The organism is Enterobacter sp. RHBSTW-00994 (assembly GCF_013782625.1).
Taxonomy (GTDB): domain Bacteria; phylum Pseudomonadota; class Gammaproteobacteria; order Enterobacterales; family Enterobacteriaceae; genus Enterobacter.
The window spans coordinates 2,113,400-2,127,395 of record NZ_CP056199.1 but is presented as its reverse complement, the minus strand read 5'-3'; the positions used below and the strand labels follow the sequence as shown (position 1 = coordinate 2,127,395).

14 protein-coding genes and 1 pseudogene are annotated in these 13,996 nt (G+C 47.3%); 11 read left to right on the top strand and 4 right to left on the bottom strand.

What is annotated here, in order from left to right; genetic code table 11:
* Positions 1-80: 80 nt before the first annotated feature.
* On the bottom strand, positions 81-410 hold the full coding sequence (gene mdtI / locus HV346_RS10235; RefSeq protein ID WP_181623372.1) for a multidrug/spermidine efflux SMR transporter subunit MdtI: 330 nt from the start codon (positions 408-410) through the stop codon (positions 81-83).
* Complete coding sequence (mdtJ, locus tag HV346_RS10230) at positions 397-759, bottom strand: multidrug/spermidine efflux SMR transporter subunit MdtJ (RefSeq protein WP_181623371.1); 363 nt, start codon at positions 757-759, stop codon at positions 397-399. The genes mdtI and mdtJ overlap by 14 nt, the downstream gene beginning before the upstream one ends.
* 422 nt (positions 760-1,181) lie before the next feature.
* On the opposite strand from mdtJ, the gene HV346_RS10225 reads away from it, so the two are divergent.
* Entirely contained in the window at positions 1,182-2,216 is a 1,035-nt protein-coding gene (locus tag HV346_RS10225) for an AI-2E family transporter (protein WP_181623370.1), read from the top strand.
* Positions 2,217-2,249: 33 nt separating this feature from the next.
* Here HV346_RS10225 and HV346_RS10220 read toward each other — a convergent pair whose 3' ends face one another.
* Positions 2,250-3,197 (bottom strand): zinc-dependent alcohol dehydrogenase family protein, encoded by a 948-nt coding sequence (locus HV346_RS10220; protein ID WP_181623369.1) that lies wholly within the window; start codon positions 3,195-3,197, stop codon positions 2,250-2,252.
* Between the two features lie 359 nt (positions 3,198-3,556).
* Here HV346_RS10220 and HV346_RS10215 point away from each other — a divergent pair, with 359 nt between their 5' ends.
* The 8 genes and pseudogenes from HV346_RS10215 to HV346_RS10180 all read left to right on the top strand — a co-directional run bounded on the left by HV346_RS10215 (position 3,557) and on the right by HV346_RS10180 (position 10,704).
* Positions 3,557-4,333: a hypothetical protein gene (locus HV346_RS10215; protein WP_181623368.1), complete on the top strand. Its 777-nt coding sequence runs from the start codon at positions 3,557-3,559 to the stop codon at positions 4,331-4,333.
* Between the two features lie 2 nt (positions 4,334-4,335).
* Entirely contained in the window at positions 4,336-4,617 is a 282-nt protein-coding gene (locus HV346_RS10210; protein WP_181623367.1) for a hypothetical protein, read from the top strand.
* A gap of 82 nt (positions 4,618-4,699) precedes the next feature.
* Positions 4,700-5,974, top strand: coding sequence for an HlyD family secretion protein (locus HV346_RS10205; RefSeq protein WP_181623366.1), 1,275 nt, complete (start codon positions 4,700-4,702; stop codon positions 5,972-5,974).
* Positions 5,967-8,084, top strand: coding sequence for a peptidase domain-containing ABC transporter (locus HV346_RS10200; RefSeq protein ID WP_181623365.1), 2,118 nt, complete (start codon positions 5,967-5,969; stop codon positions 8,082-8,084). The genes HV346_RS10205 and HV346_RS10200 overlap by 8 nt, the downstream gene beginning before the upstream one ends.
* A gap of 224 nt (positions 8,085-8,308) precedes the next feature.
* Positions 8,309-8,702: pseudogene (locus HV346_RS10195) on the top strand (cupin domain-containing protein).
* Entirely contained in the window at positions 8,680-9,444 is a 765-nt protein-coding gene (locus tag HV346_RS10190; RefSeq protein WP_181623745.1) for a carboxymuconolactone decarboxylase family protein, read from the top strand. Before HV346_RS10195 ends, HV346_RS10190 begins: the two are co-directional and overlap by 23 nt.
* A gap of 10 nt (positions 9,445-9,454) precedes the next feature.
* Positions 9,455-10,039 carry a flavodoxin gene (locus HV346_RS10185; RefSeq protein WP_181623744.1) on the top strand — a complete coding sequence of 195 codons (585 nt, stop codon included), beginning with the start codon at positions 9,455-9,457 and terminating at the stop codon, positions 10,037-10,039.
* A gap of 128 nt (positions 10,040-10,167) precedes the next feature.
* Positions 10,168-10,704: a GNAT family N-acetyltransferase gene (locus HV346_RS10180; RefSeq protein ID WP_181623364.1), complete on the top strand. Its 537-nt coding sequence runs from the start codon at positions 10,168-10,170 to the stop codon at positions 10,702-10,704.
* Between the two features lie 93 nt (positions 10,705-10,797).
* Here the strand turns inward: HV346_RS10180 and HV346_RS10175 are convergent, their stop codons facing one another.
* Positions 10,798-11,190, bottom strand: coding sequence for a VOC family protein (locus tag HV346_RS10175; RefSeq protein ID WP_181623363.1), 393 nt, complete (start codon positions 11,188-11,190; stop codon positions 10,798-10,800).
* An 826-nt stretch (positions 11,191-12,016) separates the two neighbouring features.
* On the opposite strand from HV346_RS10175, the gene HV346_RS10170 reads away from it, so the two are divergent.
* Together HV346_RS10170 and HV346_RS10165 are read left to right on the top strand one after the other, a co-directional pair.
* Positions 12,017-12,754 carry a metallophosphoesterase gene (locus tag HV346_RS10170; protein WP_181623362.1) on the top strand — a complete coding sequence of 246 codons (738 nt, stop codon included), beginning with the start codon at positions 12,017-12,019 and terminating at the stop codon, positions 12,752-12,754.
* A 242-nt stretch (positions 12,755-12,996) separates the two neighbouring features.
* Positions 12,997-13,974 (top strand): DUF1852 domain-containing protein, encoded by a 978-nt coding sequence (locus tag HV346_RS10165; RefSeq protein WP_181623361.1) that lies wholly within the window; start codon positions 12,997-12,999, stop codon positions 13,972-13,974.
* The last annotated feature ends 22 nt before the right edge of the window (positions 13,975-13,996 follow it).

Here is a 13,996-nt window from a genome sequence, read left to right as displayed (position 1 = left end):
CACCCTCTTCAAAGTTCTTCTTTTCTAAGAGTAATACAGGTAGCAAATTTCGCTGCCCGCAAATGCAGGCAGCGCTCACATCAGGCAAGTTTTATCATGATCATTCCTGCCAGCAACAACAATAAGCCGACCCAGCCTTTGTTATTTAATCGTTGGCCAAACAGGATCCAGCCTGCGGCCAGGGTGGCGGCAATACCAAAACCGCCCCACAACGCATACGCGACCGAAAGGTCGATGCCTTTTACCGCCTGTGACAATGCACTGAATGCGCCCAGTACGGCAGCAATGGACATAAGGCCGTAGAATTTCCGCCGGAAACCATCAGAAAACTTCAAAAATACGTTTGCCACAATTTCCAGCACGATAGCAAATGCCAACCAGGCAGCGTGTACCCACTCAAACTGCTGCATGAGCCTGCTCCTTCTGCTGTTTTACTGGCTTACGCGTGCCCGATTTAATCAGCACGATACCCGCAACCAGCGTTGTCAGACCGGCAATTTTCATGGTCGATAACGTTTCATCAAATAACAGTACGCTGAAGAGTGTGATCAATAAAATACCGATACCTTCCCATAACGCATAAGCGACACCCAGGGCGATTTTTTTTACCGCAAAGGACAGGAAAATATAGGAGAGTGAGATCATCACCAACATTAAAATAAAGCCAGTATTGCCGTCGCTGACACTGGCCCATTTCATTGAAAGCGTACCCGTAATTTCAGCCACGATAGCCAACGCTAATAATACCCAATAAAACATGTTCTTCTCCTGCTTGAGAATATAATCCATCGAGGCTCGCTGTATGCAGCAAACCCAAAAATATGAAATACGATCAGATAGCCAGACGCATGGCGCTAGCTCAGGCAGAAGACGTGACTACAGCGCGTTGCGCCAGTGTTGCTCACCAGAAAGAAGGCAAAAGGAAGTGGAGAATACAGCGGTGTTGTTTGAAAAATACGTCCTGAACACATTGTCCATAAAATTACAATTATCCGCGGTGTTGCTTCTCGTCTTTGCGGATGAAAATTGTCCTCAGTAGTTAAACACGCCTGATTTGTACCATAAGCCAGGAATTTACTCAAAGTCTTTTCAATTCTTTACCCATACTGTTTGACCCTGGTTAGTTTATTGAATCGTCAATCACACTTATTATAAATAAAAGGATTATTTCAGGAATCTTCATGGCCAAACCTATCATTACCCTTAACGGGCTTAAAATTGTCATCATGCTGGGTATGATGGTGATCATTCTGACGGGCGTGCGTTTCGCTGCCGATATCATCGTCCCATTTATTCTGGCACTGTTTATCGCGGTGATCCTCAACCCGCTGGTACAGCGTATGGTTCGGCTACGCGTACCGCGTGTTTTAGCGATCTCACTGCTGATCGGCATCATTATTATCGCGATGGTGCTGCTTGTCGCGTATCTGGGAACATCGCTCAATGAACTGGCACGCACGCTACCAAAATACCGTTCATCGCTGGTCATTCCCCTCTTGCAGCTAGAGCCCTGGCTACAACGTGCAGGTATTGAGGTATCGGTTGAAGAACTGCTGAAATATATCGACCCAAATGCCGCAATGACGCTGGTCACCAGTTTGCTGACACAACTTTCAAATGCCATGACCTCCATTTTCTTGCTGTTTTTGACAGTGGTATTCATGTTGTTTGAAGTGCCACAGTTACCCGCAAAATTACAACAGGTCATGGCCCGTCCTGCTGAAGGGATGCAAGCCATCCAGCGCGCACTGGATAGTGTCTCTCGCTATCTGGTGTTGAAAACCGCCATTAGCCTGGTGACGGGTGCTGTTGTCTGGGGCATGCTTGCCGCGCTGGATGTTCGCTTTGCGTTCGTCTGGGGATTACTGGCTTTTGCACTTAACTACATTCCTAATATTGGGTCCGTACTGGCAGCCATTCCCCCCATTCTTCAGGTCCTGGTCTTCAGTGGATTTTACGATGCCCTCGTCTTACTCGCAGGTTATCTGCTCATTAACCTGATATTTGGAAATATGCTGGAACCGCGAATGATGGGCCGCGGACTGGGACTGTCCACTTTAGTGGTGTTCTTGTCGTTAATTTTCTGGGGCTGGCTGCTTGGGCCGGTCGGCATGCTGCTTTCTGTGCCTTTGACCATTATTGTGAAAATCGCCCTGGAACAGACGGCAGGCGGGCAAAGCATCGCGATACTGTTGAGCGATATGGATCATCGCTAAACGCTGGCCCTCTCTTAAAGGGAGGGCTTTCTCTCACAGTCCCATCGACAGCAACGGCTTGCTGAACCTTCCTGCCTCACGATAAAACGTCAGTGCAGCCTGCCACTCAGTCAGGGGAAATAACGTCGCCTCGCTGTAGTGGCTTGTTCGCAGCCTCGACCAGATCTGACGAAACGCCGCCTGCCATTCCTCAACACTCAGCGTATCCAGATAATTGCGGATGTGGAACCATTCAACCCTCGGACGAGCGTGCTGTTGGCGGAACGGCTGGCCTGAAAGGATGCCATAACAGATAAAAACGCCCTCTTCTGGCATGGCATTCAGGATCTCTTCTGCCAGACGCCCCCCCGTGGCATCGTAAACCCTGTCTGACTGTGCGGCGATGGCCCTGATGGTGGCCGTCTCATTTTGCGAGATCGGTATGATGCCCAGCGCCGCTAAACGGTCTGCGTGAATGGCTGAGCGATGAATGCCGTACACCGTCTCTGCGCCCAGACGTCGCGCCCACTGCCCCAGTAAGATGGCACAGTCAGACCCCGCCGCCGTCAACAGCACGCGTTTTCCTGCCGAAGGATAGTGTGTGAGCATCAGTTGTGCAGCAAGGGGGTTGATATAGGCTCGCGCGGCAAGGTGCGAATGGATATCGTCGGGCACAGGAATCGCCATACTGAGCGGGCAATCCACATAGCGCTGCCAGGTCCCCTGTCCACGTAACGGTAAGACACGCTTTCCGAGCAGATGAACAGCCTCTTCCGGCGCGTCAATCACCACTCCGACGCCCTCATATCCTGCCACTGTCGGCAAAGGCGTTCGGTGGCGGTATGCGCCAGTGATGGGAATAATATCCGACGCATTCACCGGAGAAAAAAGCATCTGCACCCGAAGGCATCCTGGCATAAGCGGGCCTGGCGATGACATATCTGGCTGCAGCACGGAGCCCGGCTCGCCAAAACGGCCATACCTTAGCGCCAAATTATCCATTGCGATTTACCTGAATGTAGCGAAACAGCAATAGATTACCCTCTCTGGCATATCAGGTCACGGATGCCAGATTTATTTCATTGGCGACCCAGCGTAAATATCGAGCAATATATCCAGATAAAACCAAGAAGAGAAATAATAAGCGTTCTATCGATTACCCCTCTTATTGGTAGGTACTTCCAGAAAAACCTTACTCATTTTGTGCATACATTGCCGTGACAAGCCCATTCCTCCTGGGTTTGTTCAATAAATCATCAAAATTAAATTGAGTTATATTTACATTTAGATACAAATACCGCATTTATCTTCTTTTTTATATTGATAAATTTACATGACTTTACACATGGAGCTGCTTTTTCGTGAAGATAAAAAAGGGATACATCCTGGGAGCCGTTTTTATAGCGATACTCTGCGCTGTCGCTATTTATTCATACAACACGTATCACTTCAAAAAAGCCAGTAGAGATATTTTATATCAACTCTCGAATCAGCTTATTGTGAAGCAAGGGCTGAGCGAAAAAATGTCCACTCATCTCATCTTTGATACTTTGTATGTGGATGGAAATATTTCTAAAAATGATGACAAAATCATTGCATCAATCATAGAAAAAAACCTGATCCCTGTTCAGACAATATCCATTAACAGTGGCGGTGGTGATATTGAAACTGCCATTAATATCGGGCGTATTATTCACGATAAAGGCATCAGTATCGAAGTGAGGCGACTTTGTCTCTCTTCCTGTGCTAACTACCTCTTCCCTGCCGCAAAAAATAAAGTAATCAATTACGGTTCTATTATTGGTTTTCATGGCTCACCCAATTCGGATGACAGCAAATTGATCACGACAGTCGATGGAGAAAGAACATCTGACCCTGCGACAACAGATAAGATCTTTGCCGAAATAAGAAAAACTGATAAAGCATTCTACAACAATATACATGTGTCATGGATGATGCCGCTTTGCGGGCAAAAAGAAAATATTGGTGATCCTGACACAGGCCTGTCGACGTACAGCGAGAAGGATTTTACGCAATTTGGCGTAAAAAACATTTCATACACGGATGGTGAAATGGTATGGAAAAAGTCTATGGATATTATGGGTATACCTTTTGCTCACTATTGCAAGGAAAATTAATTATGCGTGAACTGAATGAAAATGAATTAAGTCATGTAAGTGGTGCAGGCATGTGGGGTTCTATCGGCAATGCTATTGGTGGAATGTTCGGTGGTAGCAGCGCAGGTTGCAACGGTAGCTATTCTCATACCAGCACAACCAATAAAGATGGCTCCCACTCTGAAAGCACCTCTTTTAGCGGCGGTTGCTCAGTCAATGCTGGCGGTAAAAGTGGTGGTAGCTCGAAAGGTAATGGCGGTTCAAAAAATGGTGGCGGTCACAACACCGACCACGGTAAACATTAATCAATAAAATGGCAATGTAGCGCCACATAGCCAATAGCCGCTTATCTTCAGCGGCTATTTCCTCAACAGCAGGAGGCCAAATTTGTTTCGCAAGGAAGCCATTGAATATCAACGAACCCAATGGGAAGGCAAAGCCATTCTTCTTCCCGGCATTCCTTTTTACTATATCGTATTGCTCTGTATCCTTTTTATCAGTGCTATCACCACTTTCGTCGTTAAAGGGACATATACCCGACGCGTCGTTGTTCATGGCGAGATAACTACATTCCCCGGCCCCGTTAATATTTATGCCTCCACACAGGGTACGGTTGTACAGAAATACATTACCGAGGGTGACCACGTAAAAAAAGGCGACACCTTATTTCTCATCCACTCTGGCGTATCGACCCAGTCAGGTTTCGTTGATGAGAATAAAAAAAGAGATATTGATCTACAGATAAAAAGTATCAGTAGCATGATGACAAATTTGTACTCGACGAAACAAAGTACGCTCAATTCACTTTCTGTGCAGAAACAACATTATCAGTCCAGTTTTAAGGTCTCATCGACCCTTCTTACTCAGGCGCAGCAGGAATTACATCAAATAGAGAAAAACGTTTCAGATTATCGTGCCTATCAGAAAAAAGGGCTTGTCACTAAAGATCAGATGAGCAGTCAAAGCGCCCTTCTTTATCAACAACAGAGCAATGTTTCCGATCTGGTCGCCAGAAAATCACAGGACCAAGTACAAGTCGACACCCTTAATCATCAGATTCAAACGCAAGCCTCCGACTATGACCAGCAGATTTATCAGCTTGAGCAACAAAAATACGAGCTGGAAAAAGAAAAACTGAATACGGAAGCCGAGGGGAACTATGTCATTAAAGCTACAGCCGATGGCGCAATCGACTCGGTAAATACGGCACAGGGAAAAATGCTTAGTGCAGGAGATGTATTAGCCCGTGTTCAGCAGAGCACGCATTCACCCTGTTATCTCGAAACCTGGGTTTCAGATGAGGTATTACCTTATCTTACCGTCGGCCAGCAGGTTAATGTCAGTTATGACGCGTTTCCTTATGAGAAATTTGGACAGTTCAGGGCATCAATATCCGCAATTTCAAGGCTCCCTGCCCCAAAAACAGAATTACAGTCGAAACAAACTATCGCGCAGGAATTTTATGACGATAAAAAATCCTGGTACAAGATCATGATCAAACCTGAACGCCAGTCTGTGCAGGTTCATGGCAAGCCGCTTGTTCTCGGCACAGGAATGAAAGCACAAATCACGCTTTTCCTGGAAAAAAGACGTGTCTATGAATGGTTATTGTCGCCATTTTATGAAATGAAAATGAGCGTAATGGATGTGGGCAATGACTAATATTTATCACCCTGAAACACTGATACGCAAACTGGATCTGACGTTATTTAAACGTGTCCCCGTAGTCTTTCAAACCGAAGCCTCCGAATGTGGTCTGGCCTGCCTTTCGATGGTATGCAGCTTTTATGGTAAGCAGGTCGATTTATTGCAACTCAGGCAGCAGTTTAATTTATCGGCTCGTGGGGTTAATCTTCAGTCTATAAAAGCAATTGCAGGTGAACTGGGAATGTTCTCACGCGCTTTATCAGTGGACCTTCTGGAGCTGCGCGACGTCCGGAAGCCCTGCATTTTGCATTGGGATTTTAATCATTTCGTCGTGCTGGTTAAGGTGGGTAAGAACAGCGTTGTGATCCACGATCCCGCTCTCGGAAAGCGTGTGATTAGCCTGCCAGAACTCTCCCGGCATTTTACCGGCGTGGTGCTTGAATTATGGCCAGGAACCTCATTTTCAGGGCAAAAACGGAATAAGACATTACGAACATCAGCGTTATTGAAAAATATTAACGGTCTGATTCCCTCTCTCGCAAAAATATTTTTCTTATCCCTGGTCATTGAATTCATTAGCTTGCTATTGCCTGTAGGAACACAATTAGTCACGGATAATGTCATTGCCTCCGGGGATTATGGGTTACTGAACATCATCTGTCTTGGGCTTTTTATTCTTATCCTGTTGCGATTGACTGTCAGTATTATACGATCCTGGACCACGTTGATACTGGGAACACTCATTGATGTTCAATGGAGTTTTGGCCTCTTGTCACACCTGGTTAAGCTTCCGATAACCTACTTCGAAAGACGAAAACTGGGTGATATTCAGTCTCGCTTTCACTCGCTCGATATTATCCGCTCGACCTTTACTACAGGATTAACGGGCAGCATCATTGATACGCTGATGGTTATAGGGCTGCTGATAATGATGTTTTTATACAATCTCCAGCTCAGCCTGATTGTGGTCTCTTTTACGGCGTTGTACACCCTTATCCGATTTGCAACCTACCGCTATTATCGTCAGTTATCCGAAGAAGAGTTAATTAAAGAAGCGCGCCTGAACTCTTACTTTATGGAAACCCTGTACGGCATCGCAACCATTAAAATTCAGGGCATGACTGAGCTGAGGGTCAACAACTGGTTTAATCTTTTTTCGGATAAGATCAATACCGGTATTCGTTTGACGAGAATGGATCTTTTCTTTGGCGGTGTGGTGTCGTTTATCGCCACCTGCGATCAAATTGTCATTCTTTGGGTAAGTGGCAGACTGATGATTGATAGCCACTTAACCATCGGCATGTTTATCGCATTTAATACCTTCAGAAGCCAGTTCTATGACCGTATAAATGCGCTGATTAACTTTATCATCCAGTTGAAGATCATTAGTTTACACAGTGAACGCATCGCAGATATTGCCCTGCAAAAGGCGATACCGCCAATGGCAACCAGCCCATTGCATTTACCCCAGGGCGCGTTAATCCTGGAGACTCACGATCTGGCGTATCGCTATGATAACCACGCAGGTGACATCTTCAGAAAACTGAATCTGAGCATTCGTGCAGGAGAAAGTATTGCTATTACGGGCGTCTCTGGCGCAGGTAAAAGCACCCTAATGAAAGTGCTGTGTGGGTTATTTGAACCCACCGAAGGTTGCGTCAGAATCAATGGAATCGATATTAAACAACTTGGTTTCGACCATTATGCCGAGCACATCGCCTGTATCATGCAAGAAGACAAGCTATTTTCAGGATCAATTAAAGAAAATATTGCGGGTTTCCGCCCTGATATTGACGATCGGTGGGTGGTGGAATGTGCTATCGCCAGCCATATCCACGATGATGTTATGAAACTCCCGATGGGTTACGAAACACTGATTGGTGAACTGGGCGAAGGGTTATCCGGCGGTCAAAAGCAACGGCTTTATATTGCCAGAGCATTATACCGCAGGCCTGGCATTTTATTTATGGACGAAGCCACCAGCCACCTGGATAAAACAAGCGAAAGCCAGGTAAACCAATCGATAAGAGCGATGAACATCACCCGAGTCATTATCGCCCACCGTGAAACAACGATTTCATCGGCAGACCGCATATTCGTGATGGATGCAGACATGCCACACTAACACGCGCAGATACGCTGGAAATACAGCATCCTTCTATGAATTTCATTCATAGCGCCTATTTACCAGGCGTAATTATCTTTCGCGAAAATTCGGTTAATCTGCATTTACGGCCGTCATGACAGGCTGACTGGCGTTGCTGAAAACCCGGTTAAATATGCTTATCAAAGAAGGTATCTAACTGGCTCATCGCCTGGTCAACATACGAGGAACCCGTAGGTTTCGATATGCGTCGCGCCGTCGATCAGATACCGCGTTTAAAAGGCGGATCTGGATCTGCAGAGACGTTTACCGGGCGCGTGCGGGTCGATCCGCTATTCAGCCCAGATAATGTCATGACGGTTTCAGGCGCGTATCTCACTTTCGAGCCTGGTGCGCGCTCCGCATGGCATCCCCATTCGGCAGGCCAACAGCTTATCGTCACTTCCAACGTCGGGCTGACACAACAGTAAGGCAATCCCGTTCAGATTAATCGCGCAGGTGATGTTGTGCCGTGTCCCCCCTGTCGTCAAACACTGGTATGGCGCAACGCCAGACAGCACCATGACACACCTTGCGATAACAGGGAGGGTCGTTAGCTGGATGGAGAACGTAAGTGATGAACAATACCATGCCCATTAAAGCATTCATGGCAACAGCCTTACTGTTCCTGAGCTGTAGCCTCCCGGCCCAGGCTGCGTCCGTAACCACAGGAGTTCAAGAAATGCATCACGACAAAATCGAATCGGATACGTTGTCTGCCCGCCAGCAGGCCATCCCGTTGATCGCAACCACCATGGCAAGCAGCCAGATGGAAAAACTGAATACGGCATTGAACCAGGGGCTGGACGCCGGGCTCACCATCAACGAAAGCAAAGAAATTCTCGTGCAACTCTACGCCTACACCGGCTTCCCGCGCAGTCTGAATGCGTTAAATGAGCTGATGAAGGTTGTCGACTCGCGTAAACAGCGCGGCATCCACGATGCTGAAGGTAAAATGCCCATCAGGCCTGTCCCGGTCGGGGAGGAACTCCTTCGCGTGGGGACGGAAAATCAGACCAAAATCTCCGGTGCGCCCGTCCAGGGTCCCTTGTTCGATTTTGCTCCGGTCATTAACCAGTTCCTGCAAACACATCTGTTTGGCGACATTTTTGCCCGCGATAACCTCGACTGGCAAAGCCGCGAACTGGCGACCGTCGGCGCATTGGCCGCAACACCGGGACTGGAATCACAGTTACTGTCCCATACCCGAGCCAGCCTCCGGGTCGGTCTGACGCCAGAACAGCTACGCCAGTTGGCAGCGGTTTTACGCGAACAAGGCGAAAACGATGCTGCGACGCGAGCGGAATATGCCCTGCAACAGGTACTGGCGAACGCGAAATAAGGAAGCCATGATGGAACACGATCCCACCCGCAGAATGTTGATCACGGCCCTGGCCGGGATTTCGCTGGCGCGCCTCCCTCAGGCAACAGCAGCCCCCGACATCACGAATGTACAACGTGGCAGCCCTGTTCTGGTCACGTACTTTTCACGTAGCGGCAATACGCGGGTGATTGCGGGTGTGATTCATCGCTGCCTGAAGAGCGATCTGTTTGAAATCGAACCCGCTTCCCCCTACCCGGATGACTATTTTCAGACGGTAGAACAGGCAAAAAACGAACGCGCATCGGGAGCCCGGCCCGCATTAAAGCATCGCCTTGCGGGTCTCGGGCGTTATCAGACGATTTATCTGGGTTTTCCCATTTGGGGAACCAGCGTCCCGCCCGTGGTGCAAACATTTCTGAGTACCCATAACCTCGCCGGTAAATTGCTTATTCCCTTCATCACCCACGGCGGCTACGGCAAAGGTGATAGCGACGATATTCTTGCCTGCCTTGCTCCGGCCGCACGACGGGAAAAACCGTTCGTGATTGAATGCGATCAGGAGCGAAAAACCACGGAGGCCGTCACCCGCTGGCTGGAGGCAGTACGCAGTTGATGAAAAGGGAATTCAACCCTGGTCCGGTGTTAACCAAAGACCATTACGTCAAAAAGAAAGTGTGCTTAAATCAGTGGGGTTCATTCGCATAAAGCCATGCTGGTAGCAGCACACATCAGGGGGTCAGTTTGCTCGTCGAAACAAATCGTTTGCGTCTTCGTCCCGTCATCACGTCCGATGTCACCGATCTTTTCAACATTTATGGTGACCCTGCAACGAACACCTTTAACCCAGCCGGCCCCTACCCGGACATTGACCATGCAAAAACGGTGATGGATCGCTGGCTCGCCCATTGGCAAAACCATGGATTTGGGAACTGGGCTATCTCGCTTCTCGCCAGCCCTGAAAAAATCATCGGTTTCGGTGGGTTGAGCATTCTCCGCTATGGCGATATAACCATTAATAATCTGGGGTATCGGTTCGCCACCGAAGTATGGGGAAAAGGCCTGGCAACAGAGTTTTCAGCCTGCGCGCTGAAATACGGTTTCGAGGTCATTAAACTGGTTGAGGTTTCGGCCGTTGTGCGCAGTAATCATCTGGCGTCGCAAAAAGTTCTTGAAAAAACCGGGCTGAAATATGACAGAGAGATCCACGATGTTAAAAATGAGCCTCCGAGCTTGCTTTATACTCTCTCGTTAAATGAGTGGCAGAATACATTAACCTGAATCTGCCACATGCCCTTCCCGGCAAACCCAATGCCGCAATTCTGTTTTAGCCATCAGGCGCGGGATGGCTATATTCTTTTTCCGGTTTGTTCGTCATTTTCCTGTTTCATGGTAAACCGCCTCAATATTATATCCGTCAGGATCACGGATAAACGCGGCATAATATCCGGGGTGATACTGAGGCCTGTAGCCCGGCGCACCATTATCTATTCCACCCGCCGCAAGAGCGGCACTGTGGAATGCTTCCACTTCCTTTTTATTTTTTGCACTGAAGGCAAGATGCATTCGGGGCGTAGAGGGTGTGCCCTGAGTGATCCAGAATGCCCCTCCCGGATCAGCGCTTTCATCCGGGTGAGCCGGCCCAAAACCTACCGCCTTTCCCGGAATGTCAAGCCGGGCAATATGACCAAGGCTTGCGAGAACACGGGAGTAAAACCGTTTACTGTCTGCAAGATTTGTGACGCTGAATCCGGTGTGGTCAATCATGATTATCCTCCTGCCAGTAAAGAAGAGTCTGCAGTAAACCATTCAACCACTGGTTGGTATTTGATTTGGCATAACAACAGATGATTATCTCAGTACTATTTTCGATAAGGTGAAATAATTGATTGTTCCGGTTTTTTTATATCATCTCCTGGCAAAACTGAGGACCTGCCCCCTCCCAATAAAAGGGGGGATGATGCATAAAATGGCCAGGAAAAGGCATGGTAAACTTTACTGAAAAACGATGATATCTCGCCCGGAGAATGAAGATTGTAGCGTGCCAGATATTACCACCACAGAAAAACAGCGTCGTCAAAAGTTAAACCAACGACAGTAAAAATGAGTGCCACCCGGCATTGTAAGGTAATTATTCTGCATGGAGGGAATATGAATAGTTATATCGTGTTTATTAAAGGAAATGAGTCAAAAGTCATCACTGCCGATCGTGTCACGCGAGCGCTTTCCAGGGATCTGAAAAAGAAAGGGTTTACTCAGTAAACTTACACAATAGAAGCAAGCAATGAAAATGATGCTATTCAAAAACTCAATAAACAGGGTCAGGAGCATCTGAATGCGCTGTCTGAATACTCCGGAAACATCTTTTTCTATTGTGCCATTTTAGTTTTAGGTTTAGTTGTGGCGCTCATTTTCTCTCATTGAGGATTTGTGATATCCCCTTCCCCTGGAATTACACTATCCCGGTAGTCCAGGAGAGATCCAAAAGATAGCGCTACATCGATCCGTTGAATCACCGCGTCAACGGGGTGCGTGTCAAGGCGGTCTTGGGAGGGGTCTTATTCTGAACGCCTTTAGTCTTAAGGAAACATCTATGTTAATCGCGCAGGTTTCAGATATTCATGCCTCACCCGAAAACGATCACCTGTCCCGTTTTGACCGGGTTCTGATGTGGCTGGCGCAACTGCAACCGGATGTCCTGATCCTGACCGGTGATTTAACGGACAACAGCTGGAACGAGGGTTATAAACAGATTGCGGCCCGCCTCCGTCAGCAGAATTATCCGTCGTTGGTCCTGCCGGGCAACTCCGATGACCGTAGCCTGATGCGCTCAGTATGGGATAAAAATTCATGGTCAGGCGATGCGCCTGAAGAGGCTCTGCACACAATCCATTATGCTGATGGCTTACGGCTGATTGGGCTGGATTCGACGGTTGAGGACCAGACCTACGGTTCTGTGACCGATCACCTGCTATGGCTGGATAAACACATTCATCATGCAGATAATTCACCCTCGATACTGTTCATGCATCACCCCGTTTTTGCGTCCGGCATTCCAACGCTGGATGAGACCATGTGCAGAGGGCTGGATGAGCTGGAAGCGCTCATCAAAAACACGCCAAACAAACTGCTCGCCATGGCGGCGGGACACGTTCACCGACCCGTCGCCGGTCTGTTTGCGGGGATCCCGGCTTATATTTGTAGCTCCGTCTGTCCGGCCAATCCGGTCTGGTTTGGCACAGTTAACGTGCCACCAGCAGAAAAATCGCCAGGATTGATGGTTCACCGCTACGTCAACAACACGTTAACCAACCACCATGTCTGTGTTTGACGGAACGGCTGAAACGCCGGAATCACGCTGAAAAAAAGGCCGGTTTCATCTCCAGGCAAGGGCTGACCGCTCCACTGTGCTCCAGATCATGAATATGGCTCATGTTGTATTGAAATTTAGTCGCTTTAACTCCGTCATTGGCTCTGGCATAAAATATGCAACATTAACTTATTGATAACATGAAAACGACGGGACAGAAACAACGTCCGTTTTCATATCAGAATCCAGGATGCAGAGCCGCGATGAGTAAAGCGTTTACATTTACGATTAAAAGTAGTCGTTTTGACGAAAACTATAACCCTTCTGAAAATACGCGTATTACAACCAACTTTGCTAATCTGGCCAGAGGGAGTAACCGTCAGGAAAACTTGCGCAACACACTCGCCATGATTAACAATCGTTTTAATACGTTAGTTCATTGGGATAACCCCAAAAGCGATCGCTATGCCGTAGAGCTTGAAATAATTTCAGTTGAGATGAACATTGTCGAAAATGGTGATGTTTTCCCCGCCATTGAGATATTGAAAACCTATATTATTGATAAAAAAACGCAAGAACGTACGGAAGGGATTGTCGGTAATAATTTCTCTTCTTATGTGCGTGACTATGATTTTAGTGTGTTGCTGCTGGATCATAATAAAGACCAGACCACATTTAGCATTCCGGAAAACTTTGGCGAGTTACACGGAAATATATTCAAGCACTTCGTTAACTCGAATGAATACAACGATAACTTCAGGAAACAGCCCGTTATTTGTTTAAGTGTGTCAAGCAAAGATATTTATCACCGTACAGGTAACGAACATCCTGTATTGGGTATCGAATACCAGCCGAATGGCTCTTCTTTAACGGAAATGTACTTCAATAAAATGGGCCTGAAGGTTCGTTACTTCATGCCTAAAAACAGCGCCGCACCGTTAGCCTTTTATTTCTCTGGGGATTTATTGGGTGATTATACTAATCATGAACTTATTAGTACGATCAGCACAATGGAAACCTTCCAGAAGATATACCGCCCTGAGATTTATAATGCTAACTCCGCAGCAGGACAATACTATCAGCCCGACCTGAATCATCAGGATCACTCATTAACAAAAATTGTTTATGACCGGGAAGAACGTAGCCAGTTGGCGATTGAGCAGGGAAAATTCACCGAAGAACACTTTATCAAACCGAATAAAGCCATTCTTGAACAATGGTCTGCTAACTACGCTATTTGACTTACCGAAAATAAAAGGTGAA

Coding starts and splice junctions, on each gene's coding strand:
- mdtJ (WP_181623371.1), bottom strand. CDS start 759: ATGTTTTATTGGGTATTATTAGCGTTGGCTATCGTGGCTGAAATTACG.
- HV346_RS10175 (WP_181623363.1), bottom strand. CDS start 11,190: ATGATTGACCACACCGGATTCAGCGTCACAAATCTTGCAGACAGTAAA.
- HV346_RS10225 (WP_181623370.1), top strand. CDS start 1,182: ATGGCCAAACCTATCATTACCCTTAACGGGCTTAAAATTGTCATCATG.
- HV346_RS10200 (WP_181623365.1), top strand. CDS start 5,967: ATGACTAATATTTATCACCCTGAAACACTGATACGCAAACTGGATCTG.
- HV346_RS10165 (WP_181623361.1), top strand. CDS start 12,997: ATGAGTAAAGCGTTTACATTTACGATTAAAAGTAGTCGTTTTGACGAA.
- HV346_RS10210 (WP_181623367.1), top strand. CDS start 4,336: ATGCGTGAACTGAATGAAAATGAATTAAGTCATGTAAGTGGTGCAGGC.
- HV346_RS10185 (WP_181623744.1), top strand. CDS start 9,455: ATGGAACACGATCCCACCCGCAGAATGTTGATCACGGCCCTGGCCGGG.
- mdtI (WP_181623372.1), bottom strand. CDS start 410: ATGCAGCAGTTTGAGTGGGTACACGCTGCCTGGTTGGCATTTGCTATC.
- HV346_RS10220 (WP_181623369.1), bottom strand. CDS start 3,197: ATGGATAATTTGGCGCTAAGGTATGGCCGTTTTGGCGAGCCGGGCTCC.
- HV346_RS10190 (WP_181623745.1), top strand. CDS start 8,680: ATGAACAATACCATGCCCATTAAAGCATTCATGGCAACAGCCTTACTG.
- HV346_RS10170 (WP_181623362.1), top strand. CDS start 12,017: ATGTTAATCGCGCAGGTTTCAGATATTCATGCCTCACCCGAAAACGAT.